This is a genomic window from Pseudoalteromonas sp. NZS100 (assembly GCF_015864815.1).
Classification (GTDB): domain Bacteria; phylum Pseudomonadota; class Gammaproteobacteria; order Enterobacterales; family Alteromonadaceae; genus Pseudoalteromonas; species Pseudoalteromonas distincta.
Genome location: NZ_JADYWM010000030.1, coordinates 16,161 through 28,568 on the forward strand (window position 1 = coordinate 16,161; position 12,408 = coordinate 28,568).

15 protein-coding genes are annotated in these 12,408 nt (G+C 40.4%); 9 read left to right on the forward strand and 6 right to left on the reverse strand.

The genetic code is table 11. From position 1 onward, the window contains the following. Positions 1-9 precede the first annotated feature (9 nt). Positions 10-225 carry an EF-hand domain-containing protein gene (locus I6E69_RS19535; protein WP_024597191.1) on the forward strand — a complete coding sequence of 72 codons (216 nt, stop codon included), beginning with the start codon at positions 10-12 and terminating at the stop codon, positions 223-225. Between the two features lie 81 nt (positions 226-306). Here I6E69_RS19535 and trkA read toward each other — a convergent pair whose 3' ends face one another. The 4 genes from trkA to def form a co-directional block, all read right to left on the reverse strand. Continuing rightward, positions 307-1,683: a Trk system potassium transporter TrkA gene (gene trkA, locus I6E69_RS19540; RefSeq protein WP_004335170.1), complete on the reverse strand. Its 1,377-nt coding sequence runs from the start codon at positions 1,681-1,683 to the stop codon at positions 307-309. Between the two features lie 86 nt (positions 1,684-1,769). Beyond that, on the reverse strand, positions 1,770-3,065 hold the full coding sequence (gene rsmB, locus I6E69_RS19545; protein ID WP_004335167.1) for a 16S rRNA (cytosine(967)-C(5))-methyltransferase RsmB: 1,296 nt from the start codon (positions 3,063-3,065) through the stop codon (positions 1,770-1,772). Further along, complete coding sequence (fmt, locus tag I6E69_RS19550; RefSeq protein WP_138489865.1) at positions 3,058-4,011, reverse strand: methionyl-tRNA formyltransferase; 954 nt, start codon at positions 4,009-4,011, stop codon at positions 3,058-3,060. Before fmt ends, rsmB begins: the two co-directional genes overlap by 8 nt. Positions 4,012-4,032: 21 nt before the next feature. Beyond that, positions 4,033-4,539 carry a peptide deformylase gene (gene def / locus I6E69_RS19555; protein WP_004335162.1) on the reverse strand — a complete coding sequence of 169 codons (507 nt, stop codon included), beginning with the start codon at positions 4,537-4,539 and terminating at the stop codon, positions 4,033-4,035. Positions 4,540-4,657: 118 nt separating this feature from the next. Here def and I6E69_RS19560 point away from each other — a divergent pair, with 118 nt between their 5' ends. The 6 genes from I6E69_RS19560 to hemF all read left to right on the forward strand — a co-directional run bounded on the left by I6E69_RS19560 (position 4,658) and on the right by hemF (position 9,605). Continuing rightward, a complete protein-coding gene (locus I6E69_RS19560; RefSeq protein WP_004335161.1) occupies positions 4,658-5,776 on the forward strand; it encodes a LysM peptidoglycan-binding domain-containing protein in 1,119 nt (372 codons plus the stop codon). A 31-nt stretch (positions 5,777-5,807) separates the two neighbouring features. Next, a complete protein-coding gene (gene dprA, locus I6E69_RS19565) occupies positions 5,808-6,899 on the forward strand; it encodes a DNA-processing protein DprA (protein ID WP_197122037.1) in 1,092 nt (363 codons plus the stop codon). A 1-nt stretch (position 6,900) separates the two neighbouring features. Next, on the forward strand, positions 6,901-7,374 hold the full coding sequence (locus I6E69_RS19570) for a DUF494 family protein (RefSeq protein WP_197122040.1): 474 nt from the start codon (positions 6,901-6,903) through the stop codon (positions 7,372-7,374). A gap of 114 nt (positions 7,375-7,488) precedes the next feature. Further along, positions 7,489-8,064, forward strand: coding sequence for a type I DNA topoisomerase (locus tag I6E69_RS19575; RefSeq protein ID WP_007377626.1), 576 nt, complete (start codon positions 7,489-7,491; stop codon positions 8,062-8,064). A gap of 25 nt (positions 8,065-8,089) precedes the next feature. Then, positions 8,090-8,653, forward strand: a complete 564-nt coding sequence (locus I6E69_RS19580) for an L-threonylcarbamoyladenylate synthase (protein WP_004335153.1) — start codon at positions 8,090-8,092, stop codon at positions 8,651-8,653. Between the two features lies 1 nt (position 8,654). Next, the gene (gene hemF, locus I6E69_RS19585; RefSeq protein WP_197122043.1) at positions 8,655-9,605 is read left to right on the forward strand and encodes an oxygen-dependent coproporphyrinogen oxidase; all 951 of its coding nucleotides are present in this window, start codon (positions 8,655-8,657) and stop codon (positions 9,603-9,605) included. Positions 9,606-9,668: 63 nt separating this feature from the next. Here the strand turns inward: hemF and I6E69_RS19590 are convergent, their stop codons facing one another. After that, positions 9,669-10,106: a group II truncated hemoglobin gene (locus I6E69_RS19590; RefSeq protein WP_004335148.1), complete on the reverse strand. Its 438-nt coding sequence runs from the start codon at positions 10,104-10,106 to the stop codon at positions 9,669-9,671. Positions 10,107-10,159: 53 nt separating this feature from the next. Here I6E69_RS19590 and aroE point away from each other — a divergent pair, with 53 nt between their 5' ends. Further along, entirely contained in the window at positions 10,160-10,984 is an 825-nt protein-coding gene (gene aroE, locus I6E69_RS19595) for a shikimate dehydrogenase (RefSeq protein WP_004335145.1), read from the forward strand. Then, positions 10,981-11,235: a DUF1488 family protein gene (locus tag I6E69_RS19600; RefSeq protein WP_004335144.1), complete on the forward strand. Its 255-nt coding sequence runs from the start codon at positions 10,981-10,983 to the stop codon at positions 11,233-11,235. The genes aroE and I6E69_RS19600 overlap by 4 nt, the downstream gene beginning before the upstream one ends. Here I6E69_RS19600 and I6E69_RS19605 read toward each other — a convergent pair. Next, the gene (locus tag I6E69_RS19605; RefSeq protein ID WP_002959868.1) at positions 11,227-11,772 is read right to left on the reverse strand and encodes a gamma carbonic anhydrase family protein; all 546 of its coding nucleotides are present in this window, start codon (positions 11,770-11,772) and stop codon (positions 11,227-11,229) included. The genes I6E69_RS19600 and I6E69_RS19605 overlap by 9 nt on opposite strands. Positions 11,773-12,408: the final 636 nt, after the last annotated feature.

Sequence of the window (12,408 nt, forward strand, 5' to 3'; positions counted from 1 at the left end):
AATATTATTATGAAAACATTCAATACAACACTTGCAGTTATCGTTTTAGCATCTTCATCAGCAGCATACGCAGCAGTGGACTTTGCCTCTTTTGATGCAGATGGCGACGGTGCGATTACAATGGAAGAAGCGAAGGTTAACCCTCAACTTGTAAAGATTTTTGATGATTTAGATACTGATGGAAATGGTGAAATCTCTAAAGAAGAGTTTTCAAAAGTACAGTAATCAATATTCGAAGATACTCCACTAAAGCCGCCTTAGTCAGCGGCTTTTTTGTATTTTAAATTAACTAATTAGCGTAACTAGTTAAAGGAATATAGCACTTACTTGGAATAGTTTTTCTACAACGGTAATATGTTTTTTGTCGATTAAAAACATAATGACATGATCGCCCGACATGATAATTGTATCGTCGTGGGCTATCAGTACATCGTCATTACGTACTATTGCGCCAATAGTTGTACCCGCTGGAAGTTTTATGTCGGCAATCGCACGACCAACCACTTTAGATGTGTTTTCATCACCATGAGCAACCGCTTCTATGGCTTCTGCTGCGCCTTTACGCAGTGAGTACACGTTAACAATATCACCACGGCGTACGTGCGTTAATAACGCTGATATAGTTGCTTGTTGTGGCGATATGGCAATATCTATTTCGCCGCCTTGTACCAAATCAACGTAAGCACCACGCTGGATAAGCACCATGGTTTTTTGTGCGCCCATACGTTTTGCAAGCATGGCTGACATAATGTTTGCTTCATCGTCATTGGTTACGGCAATAAATACATCGACTTGTTCAATATGCTCTTCTGAGAGCAGTTCTTGATCAGATGCGTCACCACAAAAAACAACCGTATTATCGAGCATTTCTGAGAGTTGCTCGGCGCGTTCTTTACTGCGTTCAATTAGTTTAACGGTGTGGTTTTTTTCAAGAGAGCGGGCAAGGCCTGCCCCAATGTTACCGCCACCAGCTATCATAATTTTTTTGTACGAACGCTCAAGTTTTTGTAGCTCGTTCATTACTGCGCGTATATGTTTTGTAGCGGCAATAAAGAATACTTCGTCATCGGCTTCAATAACGGTGGTACCCAATGGTTTTATTGCTTTACCTTGACGATAAATAGCGGCAACACGAGTCTCTACATTAGGGATGTGTTCTTTAAGTGCAGATAACGCATAACCTACTAATAAACCGCCATAGTAAGCTTTTACGGCTACTAACGAGAGCATGCCATCAGCAAACTGCAATACTTGCAGAGCACCAGGGTAGTCAATTAAACGGCGAATATACTTAGTGACCAGTGCTTCGGGAGCAATGTAATGATCGATTGGTAAATCGTCGTTTTGAAAAAGTTTTTCGCGGTATTTTAAATATTGCTCTGAGCGAATGCGGGCAATTTTAGTGGGCGTTTTAAAAATACTGTATGCCACTTGGCATGCAACCATGTTCACTTCATCTGAACTGGTTACCGCTATAATCATATCGGCATCTTCAGCACCTGCACGGCGTAATACATCAGGATGCGCGCTGTGGCCCATAACCCCTTGTAAGTCGTACTTATCTTGAAGTTCACGTAATCGGTTACCGTCTATATCAACAACGGTAATTTCGTTTTGTTCGCCAACTAAGTTTTCAGCAAGCGTAGCACCAACTTGCCCGGCACCGAGTATAATTATTTTCATTATTTACCCGTGGTATTGATCATAATTTAATTAAAAAAATAGCCATTTAATGTTTCATAAATGGCTAACTATTTAGTGTACGGCTATTAGGCTTTTTTAACTAGCTTAGCGTAATAAAATCCATCACTTTCACCGGGCAGTAACTGCAAACCTGGCGTTGTTACGGTATCGTTTTCGTGTAGAGGTATATGTTCTACATCATCATTATTAGCTAAAAACTTAGCAACTTGCTGTTGGTTTTCTTGTGGAAGAACCGAACACGTAGCATATACCAATGTGCCACCTGGTTTTAACAGTGGCCAAATGCTATCAAGAATATCGCTTTGTAACTTAGCTAAGTCTTCGATATCTGATGCGCGACGTAACCATTTTATGTCAGGGTGACGGCGAATTACGCCAGTGGCCGAACAAGGCACATCAAGCAAAATACGATCAAATAATTTTTCATCCCACCAGGTATGTGGTTGCGATGCATCGCCACATTGTAGGTCTGCACCTAAGCCAATACGAGTTAAGTTTTGCTTAACACGTTCAAGACGAGTTGAGTCGCTATCAAGTGCAAGTACATCTGCATCAGCAAGCTCTAATATATGACACGTTTTTCCGCCAGGGGCTGCGCAGGCATCCAAAATATAGTCGTCTGCTTTAGGTTCTAAAAAGCGGGCTGCCAACTGTGCTGCAGCATCTTGTACTGAACATGCACCTGTATCAAACTCAGGTAACGAAAATACATCACGTGGTTTGGCAAGCTTAATCCCATCAATAAAATCAGGGTTTAAGGTGTGTTCAATATCGTTAGCGCTAAGCATGTCGCTGTATTCTTGCGTGCTAAATTGGGCTTGATTGACACGAAGCCACATTGGCGCTTGTTGCTGGTTTTCTTCAAGTAGTGCTTCCCAGCTATCTGGGTAGGCTGTTTGCACCTGTTTAATAAACCAATTTGGATGGTTGTATAAACATACCGGAATAAGCTTCGCTTTTTCTTCAAGTTCAGCTTGTTGACGCTGAAAGCTACGTAAAATGGCGTTTATCAGCCCTTTTAATCCTAAAGCGCGTAGTTGAGCCAGTGCGTTAACCGTTTCTGAAATGGCAGCATGAGGTGGTACGCGCATATGCTGCAGTTGATAAATACCTACGTATAATAAAAACTGAAATATTCTACGTTTACCTTTTAATGGCTGCTCTACTAAGTGTTGGCAGTAATTTTCAAGGCTCGGTAAGTAGCGTAAAACGCCATAACAAATTTGCTGTAGCAACGCTTTATCTTTAGGCGGCAAGCCTTGGCTTGCAAATGGAAGTTCTTGATTAAGCGATGCGCCTTTATCAACTACGTTATATAAAGTTTCAGCGGCAAGCGCTCGTACGTTTGGAACATTACTCATTGTTTTCGCCTAATATTGTGCCAGGAGTAACCCAGTCACTACGACCATTTAAAAAGTCGTTAATTGCCATTGGTTTTTTACCTTGCGGCTGTAATTGCGTAATACATAAAGCGTGTTCGCCACACGCCACTACTACGCCATTTTTGTCGCTTGATAAAATTTGCCCAGGATCACCTGATTGCAGCATAACCTGCGCTTGATGAATCTTTACTGTTTGCCCACCCATTTGGGTAAAGCACATTGGCCACGGGTTAAAAGAGCGAATGTTTCGCTCGATTTGAAGCGCACTCATGGACCAGTCGATATTAGCTTCCTCTTTAGAAAGCTTTTTAGCGTAGTTAGCAAGTTCATCGTTTTGAGGTTCAGGGGTGATCTCACCATTAGCTAATTTATTAATGGTTTCAATTAACGCATCTGGACCTAGCTCAGCAAGCTTTGTATATAAGCTTGCGCTAGTTTCTGTTGTGCTAATAGGGCAGCGGCTTATATGTAGCATATCGCCGGTATCTAGCCCTTCATCCATTTGCATTATTGTTACGCCGGTTTGTTCATCACCTGCCCAAATTGCGCGTTGAATAGGTGCAGCACCGCGCCAGCGCGGTAATATAGAGCCATGCACATTTAAACAACCTAAACGTGGCGCTTCTAAAATAGCTTTAGGTAAAATTAAGCCATATGCTACAACAATCATAATGTCGGCATTTAAGCTTGTTAGCTCAGCTAGTGCTTCATCATTTTTTAATGACTGTGGCTGAAAAACCGGTAAGTTGTGCTCAAGCGCTAGCTCTTTCACTTCACTGGCTTTTAATTTTTTACCACGACCTGCAGGGCGATCTGGCTGGCTATATACACCCACTATTTGGTGTTCGCTTTGTATCAGCGCTTGTAAATGACGTGCGGCAAAGTCCGGCGTACCGGCAAATATAATGCGTAATGGTTGAGTCACTGAGTTTTCCTAAGGTGCTTATTACTGTTCTGCAAACTTGGCTTCTTTTTCAAGCTTTTTACGAATACGTTGGCGCTTTAATGGAGATAAGTAATCAATGAATAGCTTACCTTGAAGGTGATCTAGTTCATGTTGAATACAAATAGCCAATAATTCATCTGCATCTAGTACAAATTCTTCACCGTTTTCGTTAAGTGCTGCGACTGTTACTGTTTCTGCGCGATCTACTTTTGCATACGAGTTAGGTACTGATAAACAGCCTTCTTCGCTAACGGTAGAGCCGTCTTTTTTAATGATTTGTGGATTAATTAATACCAGTGGCTCATTGCGCTCTTCTGATACATCAATAACAACGATTCGTTGATGAATATCTACTTGCGTGGCCGCAAGACCAATGCCATTTTCATCGTACATTGTCTCTAGCATGTCTTTTACAATTTGGCGTACTGTGTCATCAACTTGTACAACATCTTTTGCTACAGTACGTAAACGTTCATCTGGAAATCTTAAAACTTCTAACCTAGCCATAGTTACCTTTTTCACTTGTGCTTAATTTAGGGTATTGTATGCTCTTATTTTAGCCATTCGCGTTCACCTTTAACAGGTTTTGGGCAATAATAATGAAAAAACAATACAAGGAAGCTCGATGAAATCTCCACTACTTGCAATCATGCTTACGTTAAGCGCTGCGTTTCCCGCAGTTGCTGATGTACTTAAAATAAAAAAAGACGCACCAAAACAGTATGTTGTAAAAAAAGGCGATACACTTTGGGATATTTCTGGCATCTATTTAGATGAGCCTTGGCTATGGCCTGAACTTTGGCAAATGAATCCACAAATTGACAACCCACACCTAATTTACCCCGGTGATGCATTAGCGTTGATATACGATGCAGATGGAAACCCACGTTTAGTGATCAATAAAGGGTATAGAAAGCTATCTCCTCAGGGTCGTATTACACCAAAAGGGCGTGATGCTATAACTACTTTGCCGCTTGAAATGATCAAACCTTATATCAGTTACGAGCAAGCAATGAACAGTGACGATATTAAAGGCAAACCTTATATTTTAGGTGCAAATGAAAATACTAAAACACAAACGCTAGGCCATATTTTATATGTTAAAGGCGACTTACAAGTACATAAAGCATATGCTATTTACCATAAAGGTGACCCCTACACTGATTTAACCGGTGAGGTGTTAGCAACGCGTGCATCTTATGTGGGTATAGCACGTGCTTTTAGAGCGGGCGATGAGAAAAATGGCGTGCCTTCATCATTACGTGTTGAGTCTGTTAAACGAGAAATTCAGCAAGGTGACTTTTTAATGCCGGCAATGGAAGGCCAAATGCTTCCTGCGTACTTTGATATACACCGTCCTTCAGAACCTGTAACAGGTAATATTATTGCTTCACCACGCGAAGTTAGAGAATTCAGCACAATGGATGTTGTGGTGCTAAACTTAGGCAGTGAACAAAATATAGAAGCGGGTCATGTATTAGATCTAGAGCGTCAATCGCCAACGGTTATTGATGGTCCTCGTGGCCCTCGTTACCCAGAAGATTCTAGTAAATATGAGAAGCTTTTATCTGATGTGAGCCAATTATTTGGTGATGAGTCTGACGAACAAAACACAACGTGGACCATGCCTAAAGAAAAAGTTGGTGAGCTAATTGTCTTTAAAGTGTATGACAAAGTAAGTTATGCATTAATTACTAAAAACCAGCACCCAATTCGCATTGGAGATATTGCAGTTATTCATTAAGAAGTAGCGAGTCGGTGCTCTAGGAGAGAGCATGGATCAGTCATCTGGCAAGCTAGCCCACTGGCTTGCCTTTTATATGTGTAAAGGGTTGGGTATAAAAACCCTTTTAGCACTATCTACAAACTATTCCCTTGGGTCGTTATTCGACTTATCTCATGACAAGCTTTTACAGCTTGGGTTAACCGCTAATCAAGCGAGCAATTTACTCAACACCAATTGGCAACAAGTCAGTCATTATGAGCAATTAATAGCGCTTAACAACATTACTGTTGTCTGTATTTTTGATCCGCTTTACCCAGAAGATCTCCGGCAGATTGCCAGTGCGCCTTTATTACTATTTTGCAGGGGAGATGTCTCGTTATTATCAACTCCACAGATTGCAATTGTTGGCAGCCGTAATGCTACACCTACCGGGCTTGAAATAGCCTCAGAATTTGCATACGAGTTAACTTTGGCGGGTATTACGGTTACTTCAGGTATGGCGCGGGGAATAGATGGTGCAGCACATAAAGGCTCTCTTGCTGGTACAGGTAAAACCATAGCGGTGCTTGGTACTGGGGTTGATATTTACTATCCCAAACGCCATAAACTATTAACAGACCAAGTTTTAGAAAGCGGTTTGCTGGTGAGTGAGTTTTTACCAGGCACAGCTGCTCATGCGCACAACTTTCCGCGCCGTAATCGTATTATTTCTGGGTTATCGTTAGGAGTACTTATTGTTGAGGCTGAAATTAAAAGTGGTTCGTTAATTACAGTACGCTATGCGCTTGAACAAAATAAAGAGGTATTTGCAGTACCGGGTTCTATTAAAAACCCGTTAGCGCAGGCAAGTCACTTTTTAATAAAGCAAGGTGCTAAGCTGGTAGAAAACGTGGCTGACATTCTTGATGAGGTGAGTTTCACTTACGACAATAATGTATGTAATAAAGAGCAGCCGATTCAAGCCAATTCTCAATGTGAGGTTTTAAATAGTATTGGCTTTGAAGTAACCAGTGTAGATGACATTGTGCGTCGTGCGCAGTGGCCAATAGATAAAGTACTCAGTAGGTTGCTCGATTTAGAATTAGACGATCAGATTGAGCGAGTGTTAGATGGTTACATCAAGTTAAGCGCAGGAAGGTAATATGTTTGATATTCTTTTGTATCTTTTTGAAAATTACATTCATAGCGAAGCGGATATATTTGCAGAGCAAAATGAGTTAACCGATGAGCTACTGCGTGCGGGCTTTAATAAGCCTGAGATATTTAAAGCTCTTGATTGGTTAGAGCAACTAGCCGATTTACAACACAGCGATGAGTCTCCTTATCTTATTGCTAACCCTAAAGATGCTGTGCGTATATTTACCGATAGTGAATGCCAAAGGCTCTGCGCTGAGTGTCGTGGCTTTTTAATGTTTATTGAACAAATAGGCGTAATTAACAATGTAACACGTGAAATGGTAATGGACTGTTTAGCCTCTCTCGATAAACCAACTATAAGCCTAGAAGACTTAAAGTGGATTGTACTTATGATCTTGTTTAACGTTCCTGGCTCTGAAGAGGCATATGAGCAAATGGAAGATTTGATTTTTGATGAACCCAGCGAACTTCTTCATTAGGGATAATTATCTTAATTGTACTCAAATTACTTAAAAGGATAAGCACGGCATTGCTTGTATCTTTAAGTGGTTTGGGTATATTAGGCGAAAATTCACTAACCTATTAGGATCACCATGAGTAAAATCGACCATTCGCTTTTCTCGGCGAACAAGCACGCCCTCGAAAAAGAATACGAGATATGCCCACAGTGTGGTTCAGAGTTAGTGATCCGCAATAGTAAATCAGGCCCTTTTTTAGGATGCGCAAGTTATCCAAAATGCGACTTTATTAGGCCACTGGCACACCACGACAGTAACGAAATCAAGATATTAGAAGATTCAGCATGTCCTGAGTGTAGCAAACCGCTGGTGGTTAAAAATGGCCGCTATGGTATGTTTATTGGGTGTACGGGTTATCCAGAATGTCATTATATTGCTAACGAAAATGAAGAAAAGCAAAGCGAAGATACTTTGCCTAGTTGCCCTAAATGCAAAAAAGGTCATTTAGTCGCGCGCAGTAATAAGTTTGGTAAAGTATTTTATTCTTGTGATTGCTACCCAAGTTGTAAATACACGCTTAATAATAAACCGGTTGAACATCCGTGTCCTGAATGTGACTGGCCTATCGTCATAGAAAGAAATATGGCAAACGGCATATTATTGCAATGCCCACAAAAAAGCTGCATGCATAAGCTCACCTCAACTGAATAACGTTTAATTATATCTGGAGACTACTTTGTCAGACCTTTCAAATACGCCCACTGCAATAACATGCTTAACGCAAGGCGAAGTTATTTTATACCCAACAGAAGCTGTATATGGTTTAGGTTGTGATCCAGATAATCAACAAGCCGTTGAGGCACTATTAGCTATTAAGCAGCGCCCGGTTGAAAAAGGGCTTATTTTAATCGCTGATAACTACGGACAATTATTAAAATATGTAGATGATGCAAAAATACCAATGGATAAACGCGCTGATATTTTTTCGAGTTGGCCTGCTGCAATTACATGGGTTATGCCTGCATCTAAAAATACGCCTAAATGGCTCACAGGGCAGTTTGATACCATCGCGGTAAGAGTAACAAACCATCCAACAGTAAAGCGTTTGTGCCAAGAGTTTGGTAAGCCACTGGTATCAACCAGTGCAAACTTAACCGGTCAAGAAACGGTAATTAGTATTGAGCAAGCCAAAGCGCAATTTGCAGAACAAGTTGGCTTTTACGTTGACGAGCCGTTAGGTGGTAATACTCAACCAAGCACAATAAAAGACGCCATGACTGGCAAAATATTTAGAGGTTAATATGCAAAGCGAATTATTAAATCAAGTAAAAGCATACTTTATGGCTTTGCAAGACACTATTTGCCAAGGTTTGGAGGCTGCAGATGGCAGTGCTAAATTTATAGAAGATAACTGGCAGCGAGCAGAAGGTGGTGGTGGTCGTACACGCGTAACCACAAATGGTACTGTAATAGAGCAAGGCGGAGTTAATTACTCACACGTATTTGGCGCTTCAATGCCTGGTTCGGCAACAGCACATAGGCCAGAGCTTGCAGGGCGCAGCTTTCATGCGTGTGGTGTGTCGTTAGTTATTCATCCTAAAAACCCTCATGTACCAACAAGTCATGCCAATGTGCGCTTTTTTATAGCTGAAAAAGAAGGCGAAGAGCCAATATGGTGGTTTGGTGGCGGGTTTGATCTCACTCCTTTTTATCCAGTATTAGAAGACGTACAACATTGGCATCAAGTTGCTCACGACATTTGTGCGCCTTTTGGCAGAGAAGTTTATCCAAAATATAAAACATGGTGCGACGAGTACTTTTATTTAAAGCACAGAGATGAGACTCGCGGAGTAGGCGGTTTGTTCTTTGACGATTTAAACGAACTAGGGTTTGAGCAAAGCTTTGCGTTTATGCAATCGGTGGGTAATGGCTTTTTAGATGCTTATTTACCTATTATTGAACGTCGCAAAAATGACGAATACACAGAGCAACAACGTGATTTTCAGCTTTATCGTCGCGGGCGCTACGTTGAGTTTAATTTAGTATGGGATAGGGGCACTTTATTTGGATTACAAAGTGGCGGGCGCACTGAGTCTATATTAATGTCTATGCCACCACTTGCACGCTGGGAATATAACTATAAACCAGAGCCAAGTAGCCCAGAAGCTAACCTATATCAGTATTACTTACGCCCGCAAGAGTGGTTAACGAGTCAACCAAGTGAGCTGATAGCCAGAGAGTGGCAATTATAAAAATTAAACAATAATCAAAAAGGCGCTAATTAGCGCCTTTTTGCATTGTGGCTAAATACAAATTTAATGCTGATTGATCATGTGCGTTGCTAGTTGAGAGAATGATTGCTTTAAGCCTTCACGTAACAACGGATTGTCTATTTCTATATCCAGCGTTTTATTCATGCAGTACATCCACTGATCGCGCAATGCTTTATCTACAGTAAAAGGCATATGTCTTTTACGTAGCATTGGCTGGCCATGTTTTTCAGTAAATAGGTTTGGCCCGCCTAACCAACCAGATAAAAATTCAAAAAATACTTGGCGAATTCGATCTAATGGCAGAGGATGCATATCATATAACGGTTTAGCGTATTCATCTGACTCCATTATGTCGTAGAATCGATTGGAGATAGCTCGCGCCCCTTTCTCTCCACCTATTATTTCATACGGTGTTTTTTCAGGAGTAGGAGCCTGTTGCTCGGGAGCCGGCTTAGATTTAGAAAAAAGTCGTTTAATCATATTACTTATCATTGTTAATAGGCAGTTTATAGCTGCAAAGAGGTTGCTTTAAAATGGACAAATATGCGGTTTTTGGAAATCCAATTAAACATTCAAAATCCCCCGCGATACATAAACAATTTGCTGTATCACTGGGTGAGCAAATCGACTATCGCGCAATATTAGCACCTATCGATAACTTTGAAAAAACAGTATTGTCTTTTTTTGAGCAAGGCGGTGTGGGTGCTAATGTTACAATGCCATTTAAAGAGCAAGCTTATGCAATGGCTGATGAGCTTACCCCATTAGCCAAAATAGTAGGGGCTGTTAATACATTAAAAAAACGAAATGATGGCTCATTACTCGGTGATAACACCGATGGTGTGGGCTTTGTAAATGATTTACTCGCTAATGAAGTAGCCATAACTAATAAACGCATTTTAATCATAGGTGCGGGCGGTGCTGCTCGAGGGGTTATTTTGCCTTTGTTAGAGCATAACCCTCAGGAAATAATAATAGTTAATCGCACAGCACAAAAAGCCACAGAACTCGCAGAGCTGTTTACCCAATATGGACCAGTATCTGGTTTTGGTTTTGATGATTTACCAGTAAGCGATTACTCACTAATTATAAACTCTACCTCTAGCAGTATGAATAACGAACTTCCAGCACTTGATAAAAAACACATAACTAACTGTGAAGTCGCTTATGACATGTTTTATTCACTGCAAAATACCATTTTTATGAATTGGGTTGCACAGCATAATATTAACGCTAAGCTTTTAGATGGCAGTGGCATGTTAGTTGGCCAAGCTGCTCAAGCATATTATGTATGGCGTAATAAAATGCCAAAAATACTTCCCGTCGTTGATGCGCTCAAACAAGGAACGCTTAAATGAATCAGGCAATACAATTTATAGATAGGCTAGAGTTTAGAGAGCCCGATCATCAGTTAGTATTTTTTGCACAAGTTAGTGGCATGCTGGTGGAGTGTGTAATAGAAGTAAATACACTTAAATTAACAGACGAAAGCCATGCAACAGAGTATTTTGAAAAGTATCGTTTTGATTACGAAGAACGTGCCGAGGAGCTTATCGAAGAAGAGAGCTATAACTCGGCAGGCCAAATTGAAGTAAGCTTATTAACTTAAATTAGCTATTTCAGCTAAGTACTCATCTTTAAGTGATACGTAGTTATCGGCAGATATTTTTAAAAAGGCAAGTTCTTGCTCCGTTAGAGGGCGGGCTTGCTTAGCCGGACTCCCTACATATAAGTAACCAGACTCTAAGCGTTTGTTTGGTGGTACCAAAGATCCCCCACCTATAATTACATCATCTTCAACAACCACGTTATCCATAATAATAGCGCCCATACCTACAAGTATACGGTTTCCTAATATACATCCGTGCAGCATTACCTTATGACCTACAGTTACATCGTCACCTATAATAAGTGGATAACCATCTGGATTGCTTTTAGTTGCACGAGATAAATGCAATACACTGCCATCTTGTATATTGGAGCGTTTACCAATACGTATATAGTTAACATCGCCTCGGGCAGCTACCAAAGGCCAAACACTACTATTATCACCTAAAGTAATATCACCAACCAAAACTGATGACTCATCAATATAAACAGACGAATTAAACGAAGGAGTTACACCTTTATAAGAACGGATTGCCATATTTAGTACCTTTTAGATAATAGTTATTAGCTTTGAGTGTATCAGCAAGGTTATTTTTGTACCATAAAAGGCACCGTTTGGTTACAAAACTATCAGTTTCAGGGGGTTTAGTTCAGATACTGACCGAACAGCATCTTTTTTTACTTTTTCTTTAAAAAAGTACTTGCGTAAAAATCTGTTCTCCCTATAATGCGACCCCACTGAGACGGGAAACGCCAACGCATAGCGAGGGACGAACTACTCAGAGAGTTAAATAAAACTTCGGTTTTAAATCTTCCAAAAGAAAATTTAAAACAAAGTGTTGACTCGAAAAATAAAGGGTGTATTATTCGCATCCCTTGAGACGCTAAAGTGACTCAAAACGTTCTTTAACAATATAAAGCAATCATCTGTGTGGGCACTCGTACAGATTGAGTTCTAACAGCCAAGCTACTTCGTTCTTTATTGAGCAAGTAACGAGGCAAACAAATTAGAGTCTCAATTGAAAACTGAGTGACCAACAGAAGTAACTTATTTATAAGTTGCTTCGGCACAGTCAATTCAATATCGAAAGATATTAAAAAATTCAGAATTCATTGAGCTGTCGAAAGACATAAAACTTTTTAATTGAAGAGTTTGATCATGGCTCAGATTGAA

Excerpts from the sequence above, each read along its gene's own strand:
- dprA (WP_197122037.1), top strand. The coding sequence starts at position 5,808 with ATGGATCAGTCATCTGGCAAGCTAGCCCACTGGCTTGCCTTTTATATG.
- def (WP_004335162.1), bottom strand. The coding sequence starts at position 4,539 with ATGGCTAGGTTAGAAGTTTTAAGATTTCCAGATGAACGTTTACGTACT.
- I6E69_RS19605 (WP_002959868.1), bottom strand. The coding sequence starts at position 11,772 with ATGGCAATCCGTTCTTATAAAGGTGTAACTCCTTCGTTTAATTCGTCT.
- I6E69_RS19600 (WP_004335144.1), top strand. The coding sequence starts at position 10,981 with ATGAATCAGGCAATACAATTTATAGATAGGCTAGAGTTTAGAGAGCCC.
- I6E69_RS19575 (WP_007377626.1), top strand. The coding sequence starts at position 7,489 with ATGAGTAAAATCGACCATTCGCTTTTCTCGGCGAACAAGCACGCCCTC.
- aroE (WP_004335145.1), top strand. The coding sequence starts at position 10,160 with ATGGACAAATATGCGGTTTTTGGAAATCCAATTAAACATTCAAAATCC.
- I6E69_RS19560 (WP_004335161.1), top strand. The coding sequence starts at position 4,658 with ATGAAATCTCCACTACTTGCAATCATGCTTACGTTAAGCGCTGCGTTT.
- I6E69_RS19570 (WP_197122040.1), top strand. The coding sequence starts at position 6,901 with ATGTTTGATATTCTTTTGTATCTTTTTGAAAATTACATTCATAGCGAA.
- I6E69_RS19590 (WP_004335148.1), bottom strand. The coding sequence starts at position 10,106 with ATGATTAAACGACTTTTTTCTAAATCTAAGCCGGCTCCCGAGCAACAG.
- rsmB (WP_004335167.1), bottom strand. The coding sequence starts at position 3,065 with ATGAGTAATGTTCCAAACGTACGAGCGCTTGCCGCTGAAACTTTATAT.
- trkA (WP_004335170.1), bottom strand. The coding sequence starts at position 1,683 with ATGAAAATAATTATACTCGGTGCCGGGCAAGTTGGTGCTACGCTTGCT.
- hemF (WP_197122043.1), top strand. The coding sequence starts at position 8,655 with ATGCAAAGCGAATTATTAAATCAAGTAAAAGCATACTTTATGGCTTTG.
- I6E69_RS19535 (WP_024597191.1), top strand. The coding sequence starts at position 10 with ATGAAAACATTCAATACAACACTTGCAGTTATCGTTTTAGCATCTTCA.